The organism is Nocardioides sp. B129/18 (genome assembly GCF_055282735.1).
In genome coordinates this window covers 131,945-155,788 of the sequence record NZ_JBUZJI010000008.1, presented here as the reverse complement: position 1 = coordinate 155,788, position 23,844 = coordinate 131,945, and the positions used below count along the sequence as shown (strand labels likewise).

Genomic DNA, 23,844 nt, shown 5'->3' with positions numbered 1-23,844 from the left:
TCACACGCTCAGCTTCATGATCGAGTCGGCGGCGAACCCCTCGGCGAGCTCGCGGCCCTCGAAGAACCCGCCGAGCTGCCGGTCGAGGTCGTCGGCGGTCCAGGCCTCGCCGGCGGCGTCGAAGCGCTGCTCGACGACGGGCGCGGCGACCAGGGCCACCATGCCGCCGTAGACGACGAAGACCTGCCCGGTGACGTTGTCGGCGGCCGGGGAGGCCAGCCACGCCACCAGCGGTGCCACGTGCTCGGGCGAGTACGGGTCGATCGCCAGGCCCGAGGTGTCCTCGCCGAAGACCTGCGCGGTCATCGCGGTGCGGGCGCGTGGGCAGATGGCGTTCGCGCGGACGCCGATGCGCTCGAGGCCGCGGGCCGTCGAGAGGGTCAGCGCGGCGATGCCGGCCTTGGCGGCGGCGTAGTTGGCCTGGCCCGGCGAGCCGCCGAGGAAGGCCTCGGAGGCGGTGTTGATCACCCGGCCGTAGACCGGGCCGCCCTCGGACTTCGAGCGCTCGCGCCAGTACGACGCGGCGTTGCGCGAGAGCAGGAAGTGGCCGCGCAGGTGCACGCGGACGACGGCGTCCCACTCCTCGTCGGACATGTTGAAGAGCATCCGGTCGCGGGTCATGCCGGCGTTGTTGACGACGACGTCGAGCGAGCCGAGGCCCACCGCGGCGGCCACCATGGCATCGGCGGTGCTGCGCTCGGCGACGTCGCCCTCGACGACGACGGCCTCGCCGCCGCGCGAGCGGATCTCCTCGGCGGCCTCGTCGGCCGCGCCGGGCAGGTCGTTGAGGACGACGCGGGCGCCGGCGTCGGCCAGCGCGAGGGCCTCGGCACGGCCCAGGCCCGCGCCGGCACCCGTGACGACGGCGACCAGGCCGTCGAGCGAGGTGGTCATCGGGGGATCAGTCCTCCAGCCGGATCGCCGCGCGCGGGCAGGCCGCGACGGCCTGCCGCACCGACTCGAGCGTCTCGGGCGTGGTCTCCTCGGCCTTGACGACGAGGTAGTCGTCGTCGTCGAGCTCGAAGACCTCGGGGGCGAGCGCCTCGCAGAGCGCGTTGGACTCGCACAGGTCGAAGTCGACCGTGATCCTCATGGTGTCCTCCTCGGGGACATGGGACTCAGCCACCCTCGCTGGAGTGGCCCGGGAAGACCTTCGCGGTCGGGTCGATCGCGACGGTGGCGTTGTTGACGGCGGTGGCGGCCTCGCCGAAGCCGACGGCGATGAGGCGGACCTTGCCGGGGTACTCGGTGATGTCGCCGGCGGCGAAGACCCGCGCGAGGTTCGTGCGCATCGCGGAGTCGACCACGACGTGCCGCTTGTGCACCTCGATCCCCCACTGCTGGATCGGGCCGAGATCGGCGACGAACCCGAGCGCGGCGACCAGCGCCTGGCAGGGCAGCGTGGTGGTCTCGCCGTCGACGACGACGTCGACCTCCTCGAGGTGCTCGGCACCGCGCAGCTCGGCGACCTCGGCGCGGGTGATGATGCGCGTGCGCGAGGCCGTGACCTCCTCGACGGTGCGCGCGTGGGCACGGAAGGCGTCGCGGCGGTGCACCAGCGTGACCGAGGCGGCCACCGGCTCGAGGTGCAGCGCCCAGTCGAAGGCGCTGTCGCCGCCGCCGACGATGACGACGTCCTTGCCGGCGTAGGGCGCGAAGCTGGGGACGAAGAACTCCAGGCCGCGGCCCAGCCAGCCCTCGCCGGCGGGGAGCGGGCGGGGGCTGAACTTGCCGATGCCCGCGGTGATGAGCACGGCGCCGGCCCGGATCTCGGTGCCGTCGTCGAGGGTGACGGTGACGCCGTCGGCGTCCTCGACGAGGTCGCGGGCGGTGCGGTCGAGGAAGTAGTCGGGCTTGGCGGTGGCGGCCTGTGCCACCAGGCCCTCGACGAGGTCGCGGCCCTTCACCGACGGGAAGCCGGCGACGTCGAGGATCTGCTTCTCGGGGTACATGGCCGTGATCTGGCCGCCGAGCTCGGGGAGGGAGTCGACGACGGCCACGCGGTGGCCGCGGAACCCCGCGTAGTAGGCCGCGTAGAGGCCGGTGGGACCGGCGCCGATGATGAGGAGGTCCGCTGTGGTCTGGGTCACGGCGGGGATCCTTCCTGCACCGATGGGTGGCGGCAAGGGACCGCGCGCCGTCGCGAGACGGGCGGCCCCGTAACTGGAACGTGTTCTAGTTACGGGGCGACGCTAGGGCACGACGGGCGCCGTGTCCACCGTTCCGATCAGGTGCGTCAGCGCACCTTGACGCGGGTCCACGAGCCCGCGGTGCGCGACTCCCCCACGTAGGCGGCGGTGACGACGCGGCCGCGCCAGCTGCGCGGCACCCGCACCGTCGCGGCACCGCTGCGCAGGACGCGGCTGGTCATCAGCCGGCTGCCGATCCGCACGGCCACCTTGCCGCGAGCGGCCTGGCCGAACTGGCGCCGGACGGTGACCTTGAGCGTCCCGCCGCGCACGGTGGCTCGCGTGATCGACGCCTGACGGTCGACGCGGAAGGTGCCGATCAGCGGCGACTGCGAGGACGGCAGCGTGCAGGTCATCGGGGCCAGGCCCAGCCCGGAGATCGGAGTGAGGGCGAAGGTCTGCGGCAGCCGGATCGGGTAGCGCCCCGGCGCCGGCGCCGTGAAGCCGCCGACCTGGCCCGACACCGGGACGCTGAGGTCGCCGGAGGCCGGGAGGGTCGTCGTCCCGGCGGTCAGGCCGTTGAGCGGCAGGACGGTCGAGCCCGCCCGCAGCACGAAGTCGGTGAGGGAGACGCCGACGCCGTCCAGGCCGAGGCCGGAGAGGAAGCTCAGCAGCGCCGCGGGCAGCGAGGTGACGGCGTCGACCGACACCAGGTCGCTGGGCACGATCGCACCGGTCGGGAACCGGCGGGTCAGGGCGGTGGTGTCGACGGCCACCGGCACGTCGACGGAGCCGATGAGGGTGTCGCAGCGATAGGTCGCTCCGGCGTCGGCGGCCTGGGCGCCGGACGCGGCGCCGAGCAGCAGGCCGGTGCCCAGCAGCGTGGTGGCCAGGGCCGCGGCGAGCGAGGTCCTGAGGGGTCGCGGGGTCGTTCGGGGGGTGGTCGTCATGACCGGCTCCTTGCATCCTGCACGGGATCCTCGGGCGGATCCTGGGGGGTCGTGCCGACGGCCGCGGGGGACGAGCCGTCCCTGCTCCTGTCGGCCGGCCGGGCGCGGATCGGAGGAGAACCGGCCGACGAGATCAGGGAGCGGGGCTGGAGCCGAGGCTCGCGCTGGGGCTGGAGCTGGGGCTGGAGCTCGGGCTCGCGCTGGGGCTCGACCTCGGGACGACGTAGACCAGGCGGCCGTCGGCCAGCCGGTAGACCGTGCCGACCCGCTCCCCCGTGCCCACCACCTGCGAGCCCGTGGGCGGGACGTCGCCGGTGACGCCGCCGGGCGGCACCGTGACCTGCGCGTCCTGGCCGGTGCGGGCCGGGGAGTCGACGCCGCCGGCGAGCGCGCCGGTGAGGTCGAGCGAGGTGAGCGCGGCCAGCAGGAAGCCGACCGAGAGCACGATCCCGAGGTCGAAGAGGTTCACCAGTCCGTCGAGCGGGTCGCCGGCGCCGTCGCGTCGGCTGCGCGCCCGCGGGGTCACGCGGATCATGCGGGCTCCTCGGCGGGCTCCACCGCGGGCTGGGCCCGCGGCGGCAGGGGCGGGGCCTCGTCGGCGGTCAGGACGGCGGCGACGAACTCCAGGTCCGACCAGTCCTGGCCGTAGAGCCGCTCGCGCACCAGCGACACCGCGAAGGCGATCGCGCCCACGCCCAGGCCGATCACGGTGACCGAGAACGCGGTGCGCAGGTTCTCCGCGAGCGTGGCGACGTCGCCGCTGGCCAGGCCCTCCAAGGCCGGCGAGAGCGGGATGAGGGTGCCCATCAGGCCCAGCGCCGGACCGAAGCGCACCAGCAGGCGGGTGCGACCCAGACGGCGCTGGGCGTCGAGGTCGAGGTCGGCGAGCTCCTTGGCGAGCACGGGCTCGGCGGCGCTCGGACCCGCCACCGCCGCGAAGGTCTCGACGACCGCGGCCATCCGGGCGGTCCGGGCCAGCGGTGCGAGCGCGGCCGCCGCGGCCTCGCGGTCGTCGGCCTCGAGGTGCGCGCGGGCCTCGACGGCGCAGCCGGCCACCGTCACCAGGCGTCCGGGACGGCGCCGCCACAGCTCGGCGGCGAACGCGCCGAGCTCGACGAGCGTGGCCAGGACGGCCGCCACCGCCAGGACGAGCACCGGGCCCTCCAGGCTCGCGGCGACGTCGTAGACGAACTGGTGGACGCCGTCCATCAGGGCTGCTCCTTCACGGGCTGGCGCGGATGCCGGCGCAGCACGCCGGCGGTCTCCCGCAGGACCCCGAGCCCGATCAGGCCCAGGACGATCATCAGGTGCGCCACCCACGGCGGCAGGAGGAGCGCCGAGCCCACCGTGCGCGGCACCTCGGCGGCGGTGGGCGCGGCGGCCGGCTGCGCGCCGAGCAGGACGCCGGTGACGCGGTACTGCTGCGGCCCGGTGGGCGTCGCCGAGGGAGTGCGGACCAGCGGGATCTCCCCACCCGCGCTCAGCGCGGAGAGCTGCCGGCCGCTCGGCGCGGTCGGGACGCTCGCCAGCCGCCCGAGGGGTCGGCCGCCGCCCGTCACGACGCCGCGCGGACCGCCGACCGAGGGCTGGCCGGTGGGGTGCGTGCTCGGCTGGTCCGTGGGCTGGTCGCTGGGCTGGTCGCTGGGCTGGGTGCTGGGCGGCGCGCTCGGAGTCGGGGTCGGCGTCGGGGTCGGCGTGGCGGCGTCGACCTCGACGCTCACCGGGGCGGCCCGGCCCCAGGAGCCGTCGGGGCCCCGCACCTGCAGGCCGATCGGATAGCTGCCCGCCTTGGCCCAGGAGTGCTCCACCGAGAGGCCGCTGGCCTCGGATCCGTCGCCGAGGGTCCACGCCGCGGTGAGGCCGGACGGCGCATCGGCGACGTCGGCCTTCAGGGTGTAGGAGTCGGGCGCGGTGCGCGTGGGGGCGACGTCGACGTCGAGGAGGCGCCCGGAGGTGTGCAGCACGATCGTGAGGGCGCCGGTGGTCTGCTCGAAGCCCTGCCGGTTGGCGTCGGGCGAGAGGTTCGCGTCGTCGCCGCCGCGCAGCGGACGGACGTAGGTGACCCCACCCGGCTGGGCGGAGACCGCGGGCAGGAGGCCTGAGGCGAACCCGCCCGTGAGCTCGCCGCGCCCGAGCGGGTGGACGACGCCGTCGGGTCCGGAGACCTCGGCCCAGGTGACGGCGCCGGGCGAGGGTCCACCGGCGGCGGCCAGCAGCGCCCGCACCGAGACCCAGCCGTCGCCGCCGGCCGAGCGCTGCGCGCCCGACTCCTCGCGCAGCGTGTAGGGGGCGCCGGAGACGTCCTGGAGCGCGGGATCGGCCAGCTCTGCGGCGGTGAAGGTGCGCGTCGGTCCGCCCACCACCCGCAGCACGACCGACCCCGGCGTGGCCGCCGGCGCGGGCGCGGCGCCCAGCGGCATCAGCAGCAGCGCCCCGACGAGGGTCAGGAGCGCGGCAGCGGCGCGCGACGGCGTCAGCCCGAGACGGATCACCGGGCAGTTCTACCTGGCCGGTCCACATCCGCGCAGACCGATGGCGGCATCGACGGCTCGCTTCACCCGATGTTCACCTGCACGGGCGACCTCACAGCGGATGCAGCGCGACCTCGCTGGCCTTGACCACCAGATGCACCGCGAGCCCGGGCACCAGGCCGAGGTCGGCGACGGCGCCGGCGGTGACGTCGGCGCTGAGGCTGCCGCCCTCGGGCCGCGCGTCGTGCGGTTGGGCGACGACGCGGACGAGGTCGCCGTGGGGGTCCAGCCGCAGCACCCGCGCGGCGATCACCGTGCGCGGGCTCCCGCCAGGGGGGTCGAGGTGCACGGCGACGGCGCGCGGGGCGAACACCGCGACCGCCCGCTCGCCGGGCGCCGGCGCGGGACCGCCCGGCGCGGGCGTCGCGTGGACGTGCAGGGCGCCGTCGCGCACGCCGTCCTCGGTGGCCACGCCCGCGACGAGGTTGAGCCCGGCCAGCCGGGCGGCGAAGGCGCTGCGCGGGCGCTGCAGCACCTCGCGGGCCGGACCGTCCTCGACGATCCGGCCGGCCTCGAGGACGACCAGGCGGTCGGCGAGGGTCAGCACGTCGAGGACGTCGTGGGTCACCAGCACCGCGGTGCGCTCGGCGAGCACGCGGCGCAGCACCTGGCGGATCTCGGGGGCCACCGAGACGTCGAGGGCCGCGAGCGGCTCGTCGAGCAGCAGGAGGTCGGGGTCGGCGGCCAGGGCCCGGGCCAGCGCGACCCGCTGGGCCTGCCCGCCGCTGACCTCGCGCGGACGTCGCGCCTCGAGCTGATCGACGCCGACCTCCCGCAGCCAGGTGCGCGCACGCTCGCGGGCCGCCGCTCGGCCGGCGCCGGCGTGCCGGGGGCCGAAGGCGACGTTCTCCAGCACGCTCAGGTGCGGAAAGAGCAGCGGGTCCTGCGCCAGCAGCCCGACCCGACGCGCGTGCGCCGGGAGCCCCGCCACCTCGCGCTCGCCCAGCCGCACCGAGCAGCCGTCGGGCCGCAGCAGGCCGGCGGCGGTCTCGAGCAGCGTCGACTTGCCGGCGCCGTTCGCGCCGACGATCGCGACGGTCTCCCCCGGCGCGACCTCGAGCAGCAGGTCGACGTCGCGCTCGGGCACGCGCACCTCGGCGCGCAGCGATGGCGCGGCGCTCACACCGTGCTCCGTCCGGGCCGCGCCACGGCGATCACGACCACCGCGACGACCACGAGCACCAGCGCGAGCGCCACCGCGGCGTCGGGGTCGGTGACCCGCTCGAGGTAGATCTGGATGGGCAGCGTGGTGGTCGTGCCCTGCAGGGAGCCGGCGAAGGTGATGGTGGCGCCGAACTCCCCCAGCGCCCGGGCGAAGGACAGCACCGCCCCACCCAGCAGCCCCGGCAGCACCAGCGGCACGGTGATGCGCCGGAAGACCGCTCCGGGTCGCGCGCCGAGCGTCGCGGCGACCACCTCGTGGCGCTCCCCCGCGGTGCGCAGCGCACCCTCGAGCGAGATGACGAGGTAGGGCAGGGCGACGAAGGTCTGGGCCATCACCACGGCGGTGGTGGTGAAGGCGACCTCGACGCCGAGCACCTCCAGGCTCGAGCCGAGCAGGCCGCGGCGTCCGAAGGTGTAGAGCAGCGCGAGGCCGCTGACCACGGGCGGCACCACCAGCGGCAGCAGCACCAGCGAGCGCAGCGCGTCGAGCCCGCGCACGCGACCGCGGGCCAGCACGGTGGCCATGGGCACGCCGAGCACGACGCACAGCAGCGTGCTGATCGCGCTGGTGCGCAGGCTCAGCCACAGCGCGTCGAGCGCGGACTCCGAGGTGACCAGCGAGCCCAGACGCGTCCACTCGACGCGCGTGAGCATCGCTCCGAGCGGCAGCAGCAGGAACAGCGTGCCGAGGGCCGCCGGAGCCCACAGCCAGCCGGGGACGGCGCTGCGGGCTCGGGCGTCGCTCACGGGGGCGAGACTACGGTCAGCCGAGGATCAGCCGAGGATCAGCCGGTGATCACGGCGCGCCGAAGCCGGCGTCGGCGAGGACCTCCTGGCCCTCGGCGCCGCGCACGAACGCGACGAACGCCTGTGCCACCGTCGCGCGGTCCCCCGCGCCGGACAGGACGCTGATCGGATAGGTGTTCACGGCGTCGGCCGACTCCGGGAACGGCACGCCCTCCACTGCGTCGCCCGCGCCCTTGACGTCGGTGACGTAGACCAGGCCGGCGTCGGCCTCGCCCGAGGTGACCTTGCCGAGCACGTCGGTGACCGACTGCTCCTCGCTGACCGGCGTGATCGAGACGCCCGCGGCCTTCTCGACCTTCTCGGCCGCGGCCCCGCAGGGGACCTCGGGGGCGCAGAGCACGACCTTGACCCCCGTGCGGGCGAGGTCGGAGAGGTCCGCGATCCTGGCCGGGTTGTCCGGCGGCACGGCGATCTCGAGGGTGTTGGTGGCGAAGTCCTCGGGGTCGGTGGCATCGGCGCCCACCTTGTCCATGTTCTTCTGATCCGCCGAGGCGAACACGTCGGCGGGCGCACCGGAGGCGATCTGCTCGACGAGGTCGGAGGATCCGCCGAAGCTGAAGCGCACCGTGACGCCGGGGTTGGCCTTCTCGAACCGCTGGCCCAGCTCGGTGAACGAGCTCGTCAGCGACGCCGCGGCGAACACGGTGAGCGTCACCTGCTTCTGCGAGCCCGCGGAGCCGGAGTCCCCGGAGTCGTCGGAGCCGCCGCAGGCGGCGAGCCCTCCGGCGAGCAGCAGGGCTGCGGCGGCGGCCAGGACCCGGCGGGCGGGACGGGCGGGGCGGACGGGCGTGCGGCTCATGGGCGCTCCACGACGACGTTGGTGGACTTGACGGAGGCGAGGGCTCGCACGCCGGGAGCCAGGCCGAGCTCCTCGGTGGCCTCCCTGCTCATCAGCGAGACCAGGCGGTAGGGACCGCAGGCCAGCTCGACCTGGGCCATGACCGAGTCGGAGACGACGCGGGTGACGATGCCGGGCAGCCGGTTGCGCGCGCTCACGGCTCCGGCCCGGGGCACCGAGCCCGGGTCGGAGAGCAGCGAGGAGGCGAAGGCCGCGAGGGTCTCGCCCTCGACGACCGTGCGTCCCTCCCGCTCGACGGCGGCCAGGCGGCCGGCGTCGATCCAGCGGCGGACGGTGTCGTCGCTGACGCCGAGGATCTCGGCGGCCTCGGACGCGCGGTAGTCGGGCATGGACCCCAACCTAGCCGCATCTGCGGCATGAATGCGGCTATCTCACCCGCAGGTGCGGCGCACGGCGCCAGATCCCGCCCGAAGGTCACGGAATGATCACGGGGAGGTCACGACCACCGTGACCTCCCCGCGGGCGAGGGGGCGCCCCCACGTCAGTCGCGCCCTCGCGTGGAGCACCGTAGGCGGGTCGTGTGTCACGGATGTTTCGTCGAGGGCCGCTGAGGCGCGCCTCACTCCCAGAACACGCGATCGACGACGCCCGACGCCTGCCGGGTCAGCCGCAGGTGGTCGTCGAGCATCTCCTCGGTCGCGCCCGCGGCGTAGCCCAGGATCCGCGCCACGGCGGCGCGCTCGCGCGGGTCGCCGGGCAGCTGGTCCGACGGCTTGCCGCGCACCAGCGTCACGGCGTTGCGCACCCGGCTCACGTGACGCCACGCGTCGGCGAGCAGGGCGGCGTCGTCGGGCGCGATCAGGTCGGCGTCGAGCGCGGCCTCGAGGGCCGGGAGGGTGCGCGGCGTCCGCAGCCCGGCCACCTCGCCGGCATGCCGCAGCTGCAGCAGCTGGACGCTCCACTCGATGTCGGCCAGCCCGCCGCGGCCGAGCTTGAGATGGGTGGAGCGGTCGGCGCCGCGGGGCAGCCGCTCCTCGTCGACGCGGGCCTTGATCCGGCGGATCTCGCGGACGTCGGCCTCCGAGATCCCGCGCTCGGGGTAGCGCAGCGGGTCGATGAGGGCGGTGAACCGCTCGCGCAGGTCGGCGTCGCCGACGACGGCGTCGGCCCGCAGGAGCGCCTGGGCCTCCCACACCTGCGACCACTTGGCGTAGTAGGCGGCATAGGCGTCCAGGGTGCGCACCAGCGGCCCCTGCTTGCCCTCCGGGCGCAGGTCGGCGTCGACGACGAGGGCGGGATCGGCACCCGGCAGGGCCAGCTGGCGTCGCAGCTCGTGGGCGACCGCCTGCGCGTACCCGGCCGCCACCTGCGGCTCGACGCCGGGCCGCGCCTCGTGGACGAAGAGCACGTCGGCGTCGCTGCCGTAGGAGAGCTCGAAGCCGCCGTAGCGGCCCATCGCCACCACCGCCATCCGCGCCGGGACGGCCGCGAGGCCCCGCTGGGCGCGGACCTGCTCCCCCACGACCTCCAGGCTGGCCTCGAGGGTGGCGTCGGTGAGGCGGGAGAGGCCGGCGCCGATGTCGGCGACGTCGGTGAGGCCGAGCAGATCGCCGGTGGCGATGCGGAACAGCTCGCGACGCCGCACCGCGCGCAGGGCGCGCACGGCGCGCTCGGGATCGCCGCGCCGCCCGGCCGCCGCCCGCATCTCCTCCAGCACGCCCTCGGCGTCCAGCGGCGCCAGCGAGCCGGCGAGGAGTCGCACGCCCTGCGGCTCGCGCTCGAGGAGCGCGGTGGCGTACCGCGAGCGCGAGAGCAGCGCGGCCAGCCGCTCGGCCACCTGGCCCTCGTCGCGCAGCATCTGGAGGTACCAGTGGGTGTCGCCCAGGCTCTCGCTGATGCGCCGGAAGCCGAAGAGCGCGGCGTCGGGGTCGGGGCCGTCGGCGAACCACTGCAGCATCACCGGCAGCAGGGTGCGCTGGATGCTCGTGGTGCGGCTGACCCCGCCGGTGAGCGCCTCGAGGTGCCGCAGGGCGGCCTGCGGGTCGTGGTAGCCCAGCGCCGAGAGCCGCTCGGCGGCGGCCTCCAGGGAGAGCCGGGCGTCGGGGCCGGGGATGCGGGCGACCGCGGCCAGCAGCGGCCGGAAGAACAGCTTCTGGTGCAGCCGGCGCACCTCGCGACGCTGGTCGGCCCACGCCTTCTCCAACGCGGCCGCGGAGTCCTTGGCGAAGCCCATCGAGCGGCCGAGCCGGCGCAGGTCGTCCTCGTCGCGCGGCACGACGTGGGTGCGACGCAGGCCGAAGAGCTGGATGCGGTGCTCGAGGGTGCGCAGGAAGGCGTAGGCGCGGTGCAGGGCCTCGCCGTCCTCACGGCCGACGTACCCGCCGCGGGTCAGCTCGGCCAGCGCGCTGAGCGTGGTGGGCGCGCGCAGGCTCTCGTCGGCGCGCCCGTGCACGAGCTGGAGCAGCTGGACGGCGAACTCGACGTCGCGCAGGCCGCCCTCGCCGAGCTTGAGCTGGCGGTCGGCGTCCTTGGCGATGTGCTCGACGACGCGGCGGCGCATCGCCTGGGTCTCCTCCACGAAGCCCTCGCGCTCGGCGGCACGCCACACCAGCGGGGCCAGCGCCTCGCAGTACGCGCGCCCCAGGGCGAGGTCGCCCGCGGCGGGGCGGGCCTTGAGCAGGGCCTGGAACTCCCAGGTGCTGGCCCACCGCTCGTAGTAGCCGACGTGGCTGGCCAGGGTGCGCACCAGCGGTCCCGCCTTGCCCTCCGGACGCAGGGCGGCGTCGACCTGCCAGATCTCGCCCTCGCGCGTGGGCTCGGAGCAGATCCGGATGACGTGGCTGGCCAGCTGGGTGGCGCAGCGGTGCGCGGCGGCGTCGTCGAGCGGGGGCTCGCAGGCCCGCGGCTCGTGGACGAAGACGACGTCGACGTCGGAGACGTAGTTGAGCTCGTGGCCGCCGCACTTGCCCAGCGCGATGACCGCGAGCCGGACGCCGGCGGCCGCCGCGCCCACGCGCAGCCGGGCGATGGCCAGCGCCGCCTCGAGGGTGCCGACGGCGAGGTCGGAGAGCTCGGCGGCGACGTCGTCGACGCCGACGTGGTGGGCGAGGTCGCGCGAGGCCAGCCGCAGCAGCAGGCGTCGGTACTCCACCCGCAGGGCGTCGACGGCGTCGTGGTCGGCGAGGTCCCCGAGCCGTCCGGCCACCGGCTCGTCGGCGTCCGGGTCGGCGCCCACGACCTCGAGCAGGCACGCCCGCAGCCACGCGCGGCTGGGCCGGGTGCTGCCGAGGGCGGGATCGGTGAGCTCGCGCCAGTGCCGCGGATGGCGGTGCAGGTGCCGGCCCAGCGCCTCGCTGGCCCCCAGGACGCTGAGCAGCCGCATCGCGGTGCCCTCGTCGTCGACGACGGCGGCCGTGAGCGCGGCGCCCTCCCCCGGCTCGGCCTCCTCGGCGGCCCCGCGCAGCGCGACGAAGGCCGCCAGCGCGCGGTCGGGGTCGGCCGTGCGCCCCAGCAGCGCCAGCAGCGGCTCGGCGGCCTCGCCCAGGCCGTCGAGAAGCGGGAGCGCGGCGTCGGAGTCGACGAAGCCCAGCCGCAGCAGCTGGGTCTTGGTGGTGCCGCGCCGGCTCGTCGGGCTCATCCGGCGCGGCGCGCTCGTCGGGCGGCGGCCAGCGCGGCCAGGCGCGCGGCGAGGGGCGCCCACTCCTGCGCGAGCTCGTCCTGCGCCTGGGCCACCTCAGCGCGCCACGGCTCGGTGCCGGGCCAGCCGTCGAACACCGCGGCGTCGGCCTCCGGGTGACACTGCACGCCCCACGCCGAGGGCGCGTAGCGCACCGCCTGCACCTCGCCGCCCGGCCCGGTGGCCAGGCGCACGGCGCCCGGAGGCAGCACCTCGACGACGTCGTCGTTGAAGTGGACCGCCGAGGTGGCGGGCAGTGCGCCCAGCAGGGCGTCCTGCGCGCGATCCGGCTCCCAGCCGACCGGCACGACGCCGCTCTGGCGGCCGCGCGGGTTGCGCACGACCCGGCCGCCGAGCGCCGAGGCGATCAGCTGGTGGCCCAGGCACACGCCGAGCAGCGGGACGCCGTCGGCCACCGCCGCGCGCACCAGCGCCTTGGTGGGCCCCAGCCAGGCGTGCTCGGCGTCGTCGTCGGCGCCCATCGCGCCCCCGAGCACCACCACGGCGTCGTGCCCGGCGAGGGCGGCGTCGCCCGCGGGGATGGGGTCGCCCCGATGGCCGCGTCGCACGTCGAGCTCGCACCCGGCCGCCTCGAGCCCGCGCCCCAGCAGGGCCGGCGGACAGGCGTCCTCGTGCTGGACGACCAGGACGGTGGGAGTGGTCACCGGCGTCAGATGATCGGGAGCATCCGGTCGCGCTCGAACGCCGAGACCTGGCCGCGGTACTCGTCCCACTCGGCGCGCTTGTTGCGCAGGAGGAAGTCGAAGACCTGCTCGCCGAGGGTCTCGGCCAGCAGCTCGGACTCCTCGGCCACGGCGATCGCCTCGTTGAGGTTGCGCGGCAGCGGCTTGATGCCCAGCGCCGTGCGCTCGCGCTCGGTGAGCGACCAGACGTCGTCCTCGGCCTCGGCCGGCAGCTCGTACTCGTGCTCGATGCCCTTCAGACCGGCGGCGAGCACCGCGGCGAAGGCGAGGTAGGGGTTGCAGGCGGCGTCGACGGTGCGCAGCTCGACGCGGGTCGACTGGCCCTTCATCGGCTTGTACATCGGGACCCGGATCATCGCCGACCGGTTGTTGTGGCCCCAGCAGATGTAGGACGGCGCCTCGCCGCCGAACATCATCCGCTTGTAGGAGTTGACCCACTGGTTGGTGACCACGGAGATCTCGTTGGCGTGACGCAGGACGCCCGCGATGAAGCGGCGGCCGATCTTCGAGAGCTGGTACTCCGCGCCGGCCTCGTAGAAGGCGTTCTCGTCGCCCTCGAAGAGGCTGACGTGGGTGTGCATGCCCGAGCCCGGGTGGGTCGTGAAGGGCTTGGGCATGAAGCTGGCCCAGATGCCCTGGCTCAGCGCGACCTCCCGGATGACGGTGCGGAAGGTCATGATGTTGTCGGCGGTGGAGAGCGCGTCGGCGTAGCGCAGGTCGATCTCCTGCTGGCCCGGGCCGGCCTCGTGGTGGCTGAACTCCACCGAGATGCCCATCGCCTCGAGCATCGTGATGGCCTCGCGACGGAAGTCGGCGCCCTCGGACTGCGCGGTGTGGTCGAAGTAGCCCGAGCGGTCGACCGGCACGGGCTCCTCGCCGGCACCCGGCATGTCCTTGAACAGGTAGAACTCGATCTCGGGGTGGGTGTAGAAGGTGAAGCCCTGCTCCGCGGCCTTGCCGAGCGTCCGCTTCAGCACGTGGCGCGGGTCGGCGAAGGACGGCGAGCCGTCGGGCATCTCGATGTCGCAGAACATGCGCGCCGTGGCCGGGCCGTCGCCGCTGCGCCAGGGCAGGATCTGGAAGGTCGCCGGATCCGGCTTGGCCAGCATGTCGGCCTCGAAGACCCGGGCGAAGCCCTCGATGGCCGAGCCGTCGAAGCCGATGCCCTCCGAGAACGCGCCCTCGAGCTCGGCCGGCGCGACCGCGACCGACTTCAGCGAGCCGAGCACGTCGGTGAACCACAGCCGCACGAAGCGGACGTCACGCTCCTCGAGAGCGCGGAGAACGAAGTCTTCCTGCTTGCCCATGCTGCGAACCCTAGCGGTGCCGCGAGGCGCCCAGGACGGTCAGGCTCGGGTCAGCCTCCGGCGCGCACGCGCAGCAGCGTGCCGCTGCGGTGGACCAGCATGGCCGTGGCGCTCTCGGTGGTGATCACCAGGCGCAGCAGGCCGGTGCCGCAGTCGCTGCGCAGGCTGCTGGCGACGCCGCGCCAGCTGGGCAGGTGGTGGAGGTGGCGGTCGATGCGGACCCGCTGGTCGACCAGGGCCACGGCGCGGCCGCAGGTGCCGCCGCCCTGCTGGGTCAGCAGCACCCGGACCCGCGCCGCGGAGGCGGTGCGGCGCGCCATCGCGTAGGTGCACGCGTTGCGGCCGGTGACGTCGTCGTGACTGCCGCTCTCGGAGGTGCAGGAGGTCAGGTAGGTCGAGAGCGCCATCTGGAAGCCCGAGCGCAGCCCGCTCACCGGGACGGCCGCGACGGTGAGCGAGCGCCCCTTCGTGATCGCAGGGCTCGCGAGGTCCGGGCGGAAGTCCTCGCTCACGCCCTGTCCCGCACGGCTCACCCGCAGCTGCGCGGCGTCGCCGAGGAAGATGGCGTTGGTGTTGCCGCCGTAGCGCGTCGGACGCGGACGGCCGGTGCGGATGGCGATCTCGCAGTACTGGGCGCCCCCGACGCGGGCCGCGTAGACGAAGCCCGGCTGCAGCAGCGCGGTCTGGCCGCGGGCGATGTTGCGGGCGATGGTCATGGTGCGCCGGACCTTGTCGCCGGTGCTCCAGCAGACCGCGGAGGTGACCGCGACGAGGTGGGAGTCGCTGGCCTTGGCCGAGACGCGCAGTGGCAGGGTGCCCTCGACGACGACGGGCTCGCCGCGCCTGGCGGAGAAGCCGACGGTGAAGATGGTGCCGCGGCCGTTGCGCCAGGCCGCCCACGAGCGGCGGGAGGGCTCGGTGTCGATGACGTAGCCGCTGCTGGCCCGGCCGACGCTGGAGGCCTCCTGCGCGGGGATGGCGGTGCGGCTCACCGCGGCCTGCGCCGGCAGCGTCGTGGCGATGAGCGCGGTGATCACCACCGCGCCGAGTGCCGCCATCGCGCGACGCGTGCGCGTCGTCGCTCGTGCCTGCTCCTGCGCGCGCCGGACGGCGCCGCTCCCCTGCTCCACGTCCCGAGTCCTCCACGGCTCACAGCTCATCGACGCGGTCCCTCACCGCGCCGAGCGCTCGTTCTATCAGGAGAGCCCCGCGAGCACCCAGCTTTCGCGGTGGAACCACACCGGGGTGTGACCCCTCTCGCACGACGTGCGAGGGAGCCACACCCCGGTGCGGTTCGCCGACGACCTCAGCAGGCGACGGCCTCCTGGGTGTAGACGACGCCGTTGTAGGTCTTCTGCGAGGTGCCGATGAAGGGCTGGCTGACGGCCGCGAACGCGCGCGGGGCGACGACCTTCTCGCCCTGCGGGCTGTAGCCGGTGGTGCGACCGACCTTGACCGCGACGGTCAGGGCCGACTCCGCGGTGCCGGCGAAGCAGACGTGCGCGGCCTTGCCCGCGGCCGCCTGGGTGGCGCTCACCGGCGAGCCGACGCCGATGCCGCTGTAGTGCAGGGCGATCAGCGGCTGGGCCTCGAGAGCGCCGGCGAACGGGGCGTCGACGCTCATCACGAGGCCGCGGGTGCGGGCGGTCGGCACGGCGAAGACGGCGGTGCCCTCGACGACCTTCTGGGGCTCCGCGCTCCAGGCGGAGGACGCCGGGGTGCCCTTGGTCCACGAGGTCAGGCCGATCTCGCAGCCCTCACAGCCGGTGACCTCGAGGGTCAGCGTGGTCGTGGGGGCGGCGGCCGCGCGGGCCGCGGCGGGGGTCTTCTCGTGGGCGGCCGAGGCGCCGAGGGCGGACGGCGCGACGGTGGCGGCCAGACCCAGGGCGGGGGTCAGGACGGCGGCGAGGACGGCGCCACGAGAGCGTTACAGCGACATGGTGGTTCTGCTTTCTCCGAGAGGGCCCCGATGGGGCCGAATGGGGTTGAGGGCAGGGCCGTCCCGCCGAGGCGGCACGTCGGCGCACCGGACGTCCTCGTCCAGGCACGCCACGGGCGCCCGCCAGGGAGGACGGGCGCCCGCGTGCGGGGGGAGGTCCGAGCGTGGCTCGGGCCTCGGGGTCGTTCAGCAGGGGACGGCGGCGTCCTGCGTGGCGAGCTGGCCGTGGAAGGCGCGCTGCGTGCCGCCGATCCACGGCTCGGTGACCGAGGTGAAGGCCACGGGGGTGACGATGGGGTCGCCCGGGGGGTTGGTGGCCGGGATGCGGACCACGGTGATCGGGAGCGTCAGGGTCTTCTCCGCGGTGCCCGCGAAGCAGCCGGTGCCACCGCGGGCGGCCTTGGCCTGGGTCGCGGTCACCGGCGAGCCGACCTGGCGGCCGCTGTAGCGGAAGGCGACGACCGGCACCGCTCCGACGCCGCCGTCCCACGGGGCGTCGACGGTGATGCTGAGGCCGTAGGTGGCGGCGGTGGGCACCGTCCAGGAGGCCTTGCCGTCGACGACCTTCTGGGCCGAGCTGTTGTAGACGCCGGTGCGGTGCTCGAGCTCCTGGTGGAGCTGGAGGGTGCAGCCGTCGCAGCCGGTGACGGCCAGCGTCACCTTGGTGGTGGCGCCGGACGCGGCGGCGCTGGAGCTGCTCGTCGCGGAGGCGGCGGCTCCCGACGCCGAGGTCGCGGCGGTGGCCGCGAGGCCGAGAGCGGGAGCGAGGGCCGCGACGGCGAGGGCCGGCGCGAGGGAGCGGAGCTGAGGCATGAGGAGGTCCTCCCGAGAGGGTCCGGCATGGGCGCCGAGCCGTTCACCAGCAAAGACGCCGCCTGATCGGATTCGGTTGCACCGATCGTCGAGGAATTCCCGCGGATGCTCGGGCTCAGTCCTCGGGCAGGCGGTTGCGCTCGATCTCGGCGACGGTGGGACGTCCCTGGTTGCAGAAGACGTCCATCTCGACCGAGCGGTCGCCGCGGCCGAAGATCGCGTCGACGTCGTCGTCGGGCCCCGGCTCGAAGCTCACCACCCGCCACCCGGACGCCGGGGTGGCGCGCACCCCGCGGGCGTAGGCGCCCTGGCACTCCACGACGAACGTGCCGAACTCCCCGCCCAGCGAGCGACGCACGACGTCGGCGTCCGCGTCCGGGCTCGGGGCCGGGGCGCCGAGCTGCGCCTCGCGGACGGCCTCGTTGTCGCCGATCGGCCCACGGTCGCGGAAGCCCGCTCCGAGGCCCGCGACCGCGACGACGCCGACGGTCACCGCGAGCGCGGCGGCGAGGAGCCAGGCGAGGATCAGGCCGAGCGAGCGGCGGGAGGGCTGGATGGGCAGGGTGGGCATGACCCCAGGGTGCCGTCCTCGCAGGCTGCGCGCCGCCAAGGGAGGGTTAAGGCGCGGCTAAGGTCCGCGGCGGCAGGTTCGAGACCGCTCCCCCGGCGGCTAGGTTCGCCCCGTGCCCCAGGTGCTGGTGATCGAGGACGACCCGCGGATCCGACCGCTGCTGATGCGCTCGCTCGGCGAGCGCGGCTACGCCGTCGCGTCCGCGGCCACCGGCATGCAGGGGCTCAGCATGGCCGTCGAGCAGCGTCCTGACTGCGTGATCCTCGACCTCGGCCTGCCCGACGTCGACGGCACGCAGGTGCTGACGATGCTGCGCGCCGTCAGCGACGTGCCGGTGATCGTGGCCAGCGCCCGCGACGACGACCCGTCGCTGGTGGGCTGTCTCGACGCCGGCGCCGACGACTACGTCGTCAAGCCGTACACGACCGCGCAGCTGGAGGCGCGGATCCGGGCGGTGATGCGCCGCACCGGCGGGCTGCGCGAGCGCACGCCGCGGCTGGAGGTCGACGGCCTCGTCCTCGACCCCGCCGCCCGCCTCGCCACCCTCGACGGCACGCCCCTCGACCTCGCGCCGCGCGAGTTCGACCTCCTGCGCTACCTCGCCGAGCGCCCCGGCGAGGTCGTCACCAAGCGCGAGCTGCTCAGCGAGGTCTGGCAGCAGGCCTGGGGCGGCTCGGACAAGACGATCGACGTCCACCTGTCCTGGCTGCGCCGCAAGCTCGGCGAGACCGCCGCCGAGCCGCGCTTCCTGCACACGGTGCGCGGCGTCGGCGTCCGGCTCGGCGCCCCGCCCTCGGGAGCCTGAGTGCGGCGCGACCTCATCGCGACCGTCGCCGCCGCCGTGGCGATGGTGCTGCTGGCGATGCTCGTGCCCCTCGGCGTGCTGCTGCGCTCCTACGCGCTGGAGGACCGGATCTCCCGGGCGGCGCTCGAGGTGCAGGCCACCGAGACGGTCGTCAGCGGCCAGGACAAGGGCACCGTCGCGGTCTACCTGGAGCGGATCAACGACCACTCCGGCACCGCCACCACCGTGCTCTACCCCGACGGCACCGCCGTCGGACCCGACCCCGGCGAGGACGCCCGGGTGCGCGAGGCCCGCCAGAACGGCCAGGCGCGCCTCGACGACGTCGACGGGGGCGCGGAGCTGCTCGTCCCGGTGTCGCTCGGCGGCAGCACCGCCGGCTCGGACCGGACCCCGGTGGTCCGGGTCCGCGTCACCGAGCCGGGCCTGGAGTCCGGCATCCTGCGGGTCTGGGTGGTGCTGCTCGTGCTCGGCCTGGTGCTGCTGGTCGGCGCGCTCGTGCTGGCCGACCGCATCGGACGCGGCTTCGTCCAGCCGATTCGCCGGCTGGCCGCCTACGCCGGCGCGCTCGGCGACGCCGCCCGTCCCGAGGCCCCCGTCGCCGCTGGGCCGTCGGAGGTGCGCGAGCTGCAGGCCGCCCTGGTGCGGCTCGTCGAGCGCATCGACGCGCTGCGCGAGCGCGAGCGGCGCCAGGTCTCCGACCTCTCCCACCGGCTGCGCACCCCCGTGACCGCGCTGCGCCTGCGCATCGAGGGCGTCGCCGACCCCGACGAGCGCGCCCGGCTGGCCGCCGACCTCGACGACCTCGAGGCGATGGTCGACCACGTCGTCCGGCAGGCCCGGCGCACCGAGCGCGAGGGCCTCGTCGTCGGCTGCGACCTCCTCGCCGTCGCCCGCGAGCGCACCGACTTCTGGTCCGCCCTCGCCGAGGACCAGGGCCGACCGCTACGCCTGGACGCCGACCTCGCCGAGGCACCGGTGCCCGTCGACGCCGCCGAGCTCGCCGGAGTCCTCGACGTGCTGCTCGACAACGTCTTCACCCACACCCCCGACGGCACCGCCGCCGTGGTCACCGTGCTCCGCGAGGCCGGCGAGGTGGTGCTCCGCGTCGACGACGCCGGCCCCGGCCTTCCACCCGATCTGGACGCCCGCGCCCGCGGCGCCTCCGGCGCCGGCTCCACCGGCCTCGGACTCTCCATCGCCGACGCCTGCGCCGCCGACTCCTCCGGCTCCCTCCGCCTCTCCACCTCTCCGCTCGGTGGGGCTCGGGTGGAGCTGGTGTGGGGGGCAGGTGCGCCGGCAATTACCCGGCTGACCGGGTAACTGTCTGCTTGGCACGCGAAATGTCGCGTGCCAAGCAGACAAGTCGCGTGCCAAGTCACTGCGGATAGAGCGCGCGACGCATGCGTGCCACCGTCGCCTCCGGTCGACTGAGGTCGGCGCTGACGAAGCGAAGACAGCGCCAGCCCTTCAGCTCCCGGACGAGATCCTCACGGTCCTTCTCCTCGACGACCACCTGGGTGGCGTCCATCCCGGGCCGCAGCGGCTTCTGGTACTTGATGACGCCGTCGTACTCGGCCCACACCTTCCGCTCGGCCCAGGCCTCGTCGAGGTAGGCCACGATCTGGCCGGTGTGGTCGCGGACGGGCACCTGCAGCTGCGGCTCCGGGATGCCGTAGCGCCACCAGAGCAGGAAGAGACGGCTCTCACCGACGCTCTCGCACCCGGGGCGAGCGAGGCGCCGGACGAGCTGGCCGTCGAAGGAGCCGGGCCACGAGTCGGTGTCGACGAAGGCGTCATGGAGCTCCTCGACCGTCAGCAGACGCCGATGGATGAGCTCGTTGGCCATCACCACGGCCGCCTCCAACGAGCCGATCGTCGTGCACTCGGCGACCGCACGCGCGGGCGTCGTGACCGGCACCCCGTCACGCTCGACGACGTGCTCGGGCACGAGCAGCCCTCGGTGCTGCACGACGCCGGCCGATCGGCGTCCAGCCCGAAGGTCGAGCCGCGTCAGGTGGACCCTCGACAGGTCGTGGCCCCATCCCGAGGCCCCGTGCTCGAGGGCGGCGCTGAGATGCGAGAGGACCGCGTCGCTGTCGGAGCGCTCGAGCGTGGCTCTGGCCCGCAGCCGGTGACGATCCTGCTCGGAGAGCTCGGCCCAGAGGGGGCCGCCGACGTATGCGCCCTGGCGGATGCGGACCAGCTCCCCCGTGCTGAGCAGTCGCATCAGAGCACTGCTGGTCATGCCGAGATCAGCGAGCTCGCCGCGGCGTTGGAAGAGGCGCGGCTGGAGGGATCGGGGCGGGGTGACGAGGAGTCGACGCTGCATGCGGACCACCGTCGTCGTCGGATGGCACCTGACGGGAGGGGGCTGAGTGGATCTGGGGAGGACGTGGAAGAGGGTCGGCCTGTGGACGACTCCCGCCCCTGGCCGGCGGCGCCTGACTCGCCGGCCGAGGTGACTTGGCACGCGAACTGTCTGCTTGGCACGCGACATTTCGCGTGCCAAGGAGACAGTTACCCGGCCAGCCGGGTAATTGCCGGCGAACCCCGGCTCAGACCCGCACCGACGCACCACACGCGACGGAGGAGCCCGAGCGCTGGGCGGTGAAGCGGAAGGTGTCGGCGCCGGAGGTGTTCGGGCGCCAGCGGTCGAGCTCGAGCTCGCCGTCGGAGTCGGCGCGGAGCACCTGGTTGGCGACGACGCGGCCGTCGTGGCGCAGGACGACGCGCCAGGAGGTGCCGGGGCGCAGGCCGTCGACGTCGACGGAGACGTCGTAGCCGCGGCCCTCGCGGTCGACCTCGAGGGTGTAGTCGCCGGTGCTGCACAGGCCGCGGCGCTCGGTGTCGGCGGAGGCGGGTCCGGCGACGAGGACGGCGGCGGTGCCCGCGCCGGCGACGAGGGCGGCGGCGGTGGTGGCGACGAGGATCTTCTTCACGGCTGTCTCCTGGTGAGGTGGTGTGGACCTGATGAGGAGACGTTCCCGCGGCGGGCGCTAACCGGGCGCGAGCGCTGGGCTAAGACCCGGCAAAGGTGAGCGGCACCCGCGCGAGGTCGGCCAGCCAGGCGGCGGCGGAGGCGTCGGAGGGCATCCGCCAGTCGCCGCGGGGCGACATCGTGCCGCCGGCGCTGACCTTCGGGCCGTTGGGCAGGGCCGAGCGCTTGAACTGGCTGGCGAAGAAGCGGCGGACGAAGACCTCCAGCCACGACGCGATGACCGGCAGGTCGTAGGCCACGCGGCGGTCCTCGGGCAGTCCCGCGGGCCACGCGCCGGCCTCGGCGTCGCGCCAGGCGTGCCAGGCCAGGAAGGCGATCCGGCTGGGCGCCATGCCGTGGCGCAGCACGTGGAAGAGGGTGAAGTCCTGCAGGGCGTAGGGGCCGACGGTGTCCTCGGTGGCCTGCGGCCGCTCGCCCTCGCGGGTCGGGACGAGCTCGGGGGTGATCTCGAGCGCGAGGATCTCGTGCAGCAGGGCGGCGGCGTCGGCGTCGACCTCGCCGCTGTCGGCGACCCACCGGATGAGGTGCTGGATCAGGGTCTTCGGGACGCCGGCGTTGACGTTGTAGTGCGACATCTGGTCGCCGACGCCGTAGGTGCACCAGCCCAGCGCGAGCTCGGAGAGGTCGCCGGTGCCGACGACGATGCCGCCGCGGTGGTTGGCCAGGCGGAAGAGGTAGTCGTAGCGCAGGCCGGCCTGCACGTTCTCGAAGGTGACGTCGTAGTCGTCGGCGCCGGCGGCGTAGGGGTGGCCGAGGTCGGCGAGCATCTGCTCGGCGGCGGGCCGGATGTCGACGGTCTCGAAGGTGACGCCGAGGCTCTCGGCCAGGCGCGTGGCGTAGGAGCGGGTGACGTCGGTGGTGGCGAAGCCCGGCATGGTGAAGGCGTGGACGTCGCTGCGGGGGCGGCCGAGGCGGTCCATCGCGCGCACCGCGACGAGCAGGGCGTGGGTGGAGTCCAGGCCGCCGCTGACGCCGATGACGGCCTTCGGCGAGCCGATCGCGCGCAGCCGCTGCTCGAGGCCGGCCACCTGGATGCTGTAGGCCTCGTAGCAGTCGAGCGCGAGGCGGGCGGGGTCGTCGGGCACGAAGGGGAACCGGTCGACGTGACGCCGCAGCCCGACGTCGCCGGACGGTGCGCCGAGGGTGAAGGGCACGGTGCGAATCGTGGAGACCCGCGCGTCATGCGTGCGGCGGTTGTCGTCGAAGGTGCCCTGGCGCATGCGCTCCTGGCGCACCCGCACGAGGTCGACGTCGGCGACGGTGCGACGGGAGCCGGAGGGGAACCGCTCGCCCTCGGCGAGCAGGTCCCCGCACTCGTAGACCAGCGTCTGGCCGTCCCAGGAGAGGTCGGTGGTCGACTCCCCCTCGCCGGCGGCGGCGTAGACGTAGGCGGCGCTGCAGCGGGCGCTGGCGCTGCGCACCAGCAGCCGGCGGTCCTCGGCGCGGGCCACGGTGATGGGGCTGCCGGAGAGGTTGGCCAGCACCGTGGCGCCGGCCAGCGCGGCCTCGGCCGAGGGCGGGATCGGCACCCACATGTCCTCGCAGACCTCGACGTGCAGGCGCAGGTCGGGCAGGTCGTCGGCGACGAAGACGAGGTCGGGACCGAAGGGCAGGTCGCGGCCGGCCTCGCCGAGGCCGGGGATCGTGACGGTCTGGCCGCGCCGGTCGTCGCCGGGGGCGAAGTGGCGGCGCTCGTAGAACTCGCGGTAGGTCGGGAGGCTCGACTTCGGGGCGATGCCGAGGATGCGTCCGCGGTGCACGACCACCGCGCAGTTCAGGACCCGCGTGCCGACCCGCAGCGGAGCGCCGACGACGGCCACGGGCAGCAGGTCCCGAGATGCCTCGACGAGCCCGGCCAGCGCGGCGAGGACGCCGTCGAGCAGGACGTCCTGCAGCAGGAGGTCCTCGATGGCGTACCCGGAGAGGCACAGCTCGGGCAGGACGGCGACGGCGACGGCGTCGTCGTGGCAGGCGCGGAGCTCCTCCAGCACGGTGGCGAGGTTGCGCGCCGGGTCGGCGACGGCGACGGGCACGGTGCAGGCCGCCACGCGGGCGAAGCCCTGGGCGTAGGCGGAGAAGAAGTCCACGCAGCGCAGTCTAGGGAGCGCCCGCACTAGCCTGCGCTGCATGCCGCGCCTGCTCCTGGTCCACCACGCGCCGACGCCCAGCACCCGGGCGCTGGCCGACGCCGTGCTCGCGGGCGCCCGGCACCCCGATCTCGCGGCGCTGGTCGAGCCCGGCGACGACGCCCTGGAGGTCGTCGAGCGGGCCGCGCTGGAGGCCGACGCCGACGACGTGCTGACCGCGGACGCCGTGCTGCTCGGCACCCCGGCGAACCTCGGCTACATGTCGGGGGCGCTCAAGCACTTCTTCGACTCGGTGTTCCTCACCGTCGGCGGCGCGCTCGACGCCGACGGCGCGCCGGCGGGCGGCCGTCAGGTGCGGCGCCCCTACGGCCTGTGGGTGCACGGGCGGTACGACGTCACGGGCGCGGTGCGGGCGGTGACGTCGATCGTCGGCGCGCTGGGCTGGGTGCAGGCGGCGCCGGTGCTCGACCTGCTCGGCGACGTCGAGGACGACGCCCTTGCCGCGGCCGGCGAGCTCGGAGCGACGCTCGCCGCGCACGCGCTGAGTGGATGACCTCGTACGAC

General features: G+C 74.9%; 24 protein-coding genes. 3 read left to right on the top strand and 21 right to left on the bottom strand.

Annotated elements, in window-relative coordinates:
* The 18 genes from ACZDWJ_RS08475 to ACZDWJ_RS08390 all read right to left on the bottom strand — a co-directional run bounded on the left by ACZDWJ_RS08475 (position 1) and on the right by ACZDWJ_RS08390 (position 17,390).
* Entirely contained in the window at positions 1–894 is an 894-nt protein-coding gene (locus ACZDWJ_RS08475) for a 3-oxoacyl-ACP reductase (RefSeq protein ID WP_463520500.1), read from the bottom strand.
* Positions 895–901: 7 nt separating this feature from the next.
* Positions 902–1,093, bottom strand: a complete 192-nt coding sequence (locus ACZDWJ_RS08470) for a ferredoxin (RefSeq protein WP_463520499.1) — start codon at positions 1,091–1,093, stop codon at positions 902–904.
* 25 nt (positions 1,094–1,118) lie between these two features.
* On the bottom strand, positions 1,119–2,090 hold the full coding sequence (locus ACZDWJ_RS08465; RefSeq protein ID WP_463520498.1) for an NAD(P)/FAD-dependent oxidoreductase: 972 nt from the start codon (positions 2,088–2,090) through the stop codon (positions 1,119–1,121).
* A 146-nt stretch (positions 2,091–2,236) separates the two neighbouring features.
* Positions 2,237–3,079, bottom strand: a complete 843-nt coding sequence (locus ACZDWJ_RS08460) for a hypothetical protein (RefSeq protein WP_463520497.1) — start codon at positions 3,077–3,079, stop codon at positions 2,237–2,239.
* Positions 3,080–3,212: 133 nt separating this feature from the next.
* Positions 3,213–3,614, bottom strand: a complete 402-nt coding sequence (locus tag ACZDWJ_RS08455; protein WP_463520496.1) for a DUF2149 domain-containing protein — start codon at positions 3,612–3,614, stop codon at positions 3,213–3,215.
* Positions 3,611–4,288, bottom strand: a complete 678-nt coding sequence (locus tag ACZDWJ_RS08450) for a MotA/TolQ/ExbB proton channel family protein (RefSeq protein WP_463520495.1) — start codon at positions 4,286–4,288, stop codon at positions 3,611–3,613. The genes ACZDWJ_RS08455 and ACZDWJ_RS08450 overlap by 4 nt, the downstream gene beginning before the upstream one ends.
* A complete protein-coding gene (locus ACZDWJ_RS08445) occupies positions 4,288–5,571 on the bottom strand; it encodes a PKD domain-containing protein (protein ID WP_463520494.1) in 1,284 nt (427 codons plus the stop codon). Before ACZDWJ_RS08445 ends, ACZDWJ_RS08450 begins: the two co-directional genes overlap by 1 nt.
* A 91-nt stretch (positions 5,572–5,662) precedes the next feature.
* Entirely contained in the window at positions 5,663–6,733 is a 1,071-nt protein-coding gene (locus ACZDWJ_RS08440; protein ID WP_463520493.1) for a sulfate/molybdate ABC transporter ATP-binding protein, read from the bottom strand.
* Positions 6,730–7,521: an ABC transporter permease gene (locus ACZDWJ_RS08435; RefSeq protein ID WP_463520492.1), complete on the bottom strand. Its 792-nt coding sequence runs from the start codon at positions 7,519–7,521 to the stop codon at positions 6,730–6,732. Before ACZDWJ_RS08435 ends, ACZDWJ_RS08440 begins: the two co-directional genes overlap by 4 nt.
* 49 nt (positions 7,522–7,570) lie before the next feature.
* Positions 7,571–8,380 (bottom strand): molybdate ABC transporter substrate-binding protein, encoded by an 810-nt coding sequence (modA, locus tag ACZDWJ_RS08430; RefSeq protein WP_463520491.1) that lies wholly within the window; start codon positions 8,378–8,380, stop codon positions 7,571–7,573.
* Positions 8,377–8,769 carry a TOBE domain-containing protein gene (locus ACZDWJ_RS08425; RefSeq protein ID WP_463520490.1) on the bottom strand — a complete coding sequence of 131 codons (393 nt, stop codon included), beginning with the start codon at positions 8,767–8,769 and terminating at the stop codon, positions 8,377–8,379. Before ACZDWJ_RS08425 ends, modA begins: the two co-directional genes overlap by 4 nt.
* A gap of 230 nt (positions 8,770–8,999) precedes the next feature.
* Positions 9,000–12,017 (bottom strand): bifunctional [glutamine synthetase] adenylyltransferase/[glutamine synthetase]-adenylyl-L-tyrosine phosphorylase, encoded by a 3,018-nt coding sequence (locus ACZDWJ_RS08420; protein ID WP_463520489.1) that lies wholly within the window; start codon positions 12,015–12,017, stop codon positions 9,000–9,002.
* On the bottom strand, positions 12,014–12,721 hold the full coding sequence (locus ACZDWJ_RS08415; RefSeq protein WP_463520488.1) for a type 1 glutamine amidotransferase: 708 nt from the start codon (positions 12,719–12,721) through the stop codon (positions 12,014–12,016). Before ACZDWJ_RS08415 ends, ACZDWJ_RS08420 begins: the two co-directional genes overlap by 4 nt.
* 5 nt (positions 12,722–12,726) lie before the next feature.
* Positions 12,727–14,067 (bottom strand): type I glutamate--ammonia ligase, encoded by a 1,341-nt coding sequence (gene glnA / locus ACZDWJ_RS08410; protein WP_463520487.1) that lies wholly within the window; start codon positions 14,065–14,067, stop codon positions 12,727–12,729.
* 50 nt (positions 14,068–14,117) lie between these two features.
* Positions 14,118–15,197: a hypothetical protein gene (locus ACZDWJ_RS08405; protein WP_463520486.1), complete on the bottom strand. Its 1,080-nt coding sequence runs from the start codon at positions 15,195–15,197 to the stop codon at positions 14,118–14,120.
* A 176-nt stretch (positions 15,198–15,373) separates the two neighbouring features.
* Positions 15,374–15,721 (bottom strand): hypothetical protein, encoded by a 348-nt coding sequence (locus ACZDWJ_RS08400; RefSeq protein WP_463520485.1) that lies wholly within the window; start codon positions 15,719–15,721, stop codon positions 15,374–15,376.
* A 471-nt stretch (positions 15,722–16,192) separates the two neighbouring features.
* Positions 16,193–16,819 carry a hypothetical protein gene (locus ACZDWJ_RS08395; protein ID WP_463520484.1) on the bottom strand — a complete coding sequence of 209 codons (627 nt, stop codon included), beginning with the start codon at positions 16,817–16,819 and terminating at the stop codon, positions 16,193–16,195.
* Between the two features lie 115 nt (positions 16,820–16,934).
* Positions 16,935–17,390, bottom strand: a complete 456-nt coding sequence (locus tag ACZDWJ_RS08390) for a hypothetical protein (RefSeq protein ID WP_463520483.1) — start codon at positions 17,388–17,390, stop codon at positions 16,935–16,937.
* A 112-nt stretch (positions 17,391–17,502) separates the two neighbouring features.
* Here ACZDWJ_RS08390 and ACZDWJ_RS08385 point away from each other — a divergent pair, with 112 nt between their 5' ends.
* On the top strand, positions 17,503–18,195 hold the full coding sequence (locus ACZDWJ_RS08385; protein ID WP_463520482.1) for a response regulator transcription factor: 693 nt from the start codon (positions 17,503–17,505) through the stop codon (positions 18,193–18,195).
* Complete coding sequence (locus ACZDWJ_RS08380) at positions 18,196–19,515, top strand: sensor histidine kinase (RefSeq protein ID WP_463520481.1); 1,320 nt, start codon at positions 18,196–18,198, stop codon at positions 19,513–19,515.
* A 55-nt stretch (positions 19,516–19,570) separates the two neighbouring features.
* Here ACZDWJ_RS08380 and ACZDWJ_RS08375 read toward each other — a convergent pair whose 3' ends face one another.
* The 3 genes from ACZDWJ_RS08375 to ACZDWJ_RS08365 all read right to left on the bottom strand — a co-directional run bounded on the left by ACZDWJ_RS08375 (position 19,571) and on the right by ACZDWJ_RS08365 (position 23,322).
* Positions 19,571–20,524, bottom strand: coding sequence for a hypothetical protein (locus ACZDWJ_RS08375; RefSeq protein WP_463520480.1), 954 nt, complete (start codon positions 20,522–20,524; stop codon positions 19,571–19,573).
* A 226-nt stretch (positions 20,525–20,750) separates the two neighbouring features.
* Positions 20,751–21,134 carry a hypothetical protein gene (locus tag ACZDWJ_RS08370; RefSeq protein ID WP_463520479.1) on the bottom strand — a complete coding sequence of 128 codons (384 nt, stop codon included), beginning with the start codon at positions 21,132–21,134 and terminating at the stop codon, positions 20,751–20,753.
* Positions 21,135–21,213: 79 nt separating this feature from the next.
* The gene (locus ACZDWJ_RS08365; RefSeq protein WP_463520478.1) at positions 21,214–23,322 is read right to left on the bottom strand and encodes an NAD(+) synthase; all 2,109 of its coding nucleotides are present in this window, start codon (positions 23,320–23,322) and stop codon (positions 21,214–21,216) included.
* Here ACZDWJ_RS08365 and ACZDWJ_RS08360 point away from each other — a divergent pair.
* The gene (locus tag ACZDWJ_RS08360; protein WP_463520477.1) at positions 23,321–23,833 is read left to right on the top strand and encodes an NAD(P)H-dependent oxidoreductase; all 513 of its coding nucleotides are present in this window, start codon (positions 23,321–23,323) and stop codon (positions 23,831–23,833) included. The genes ACZDWJ_RS08365 and ACZDWJ_RS08360 overlap by 2 nt on opposite strands.
* Positions 23,834–23,844: the final 11 nt, after the last annotated feature.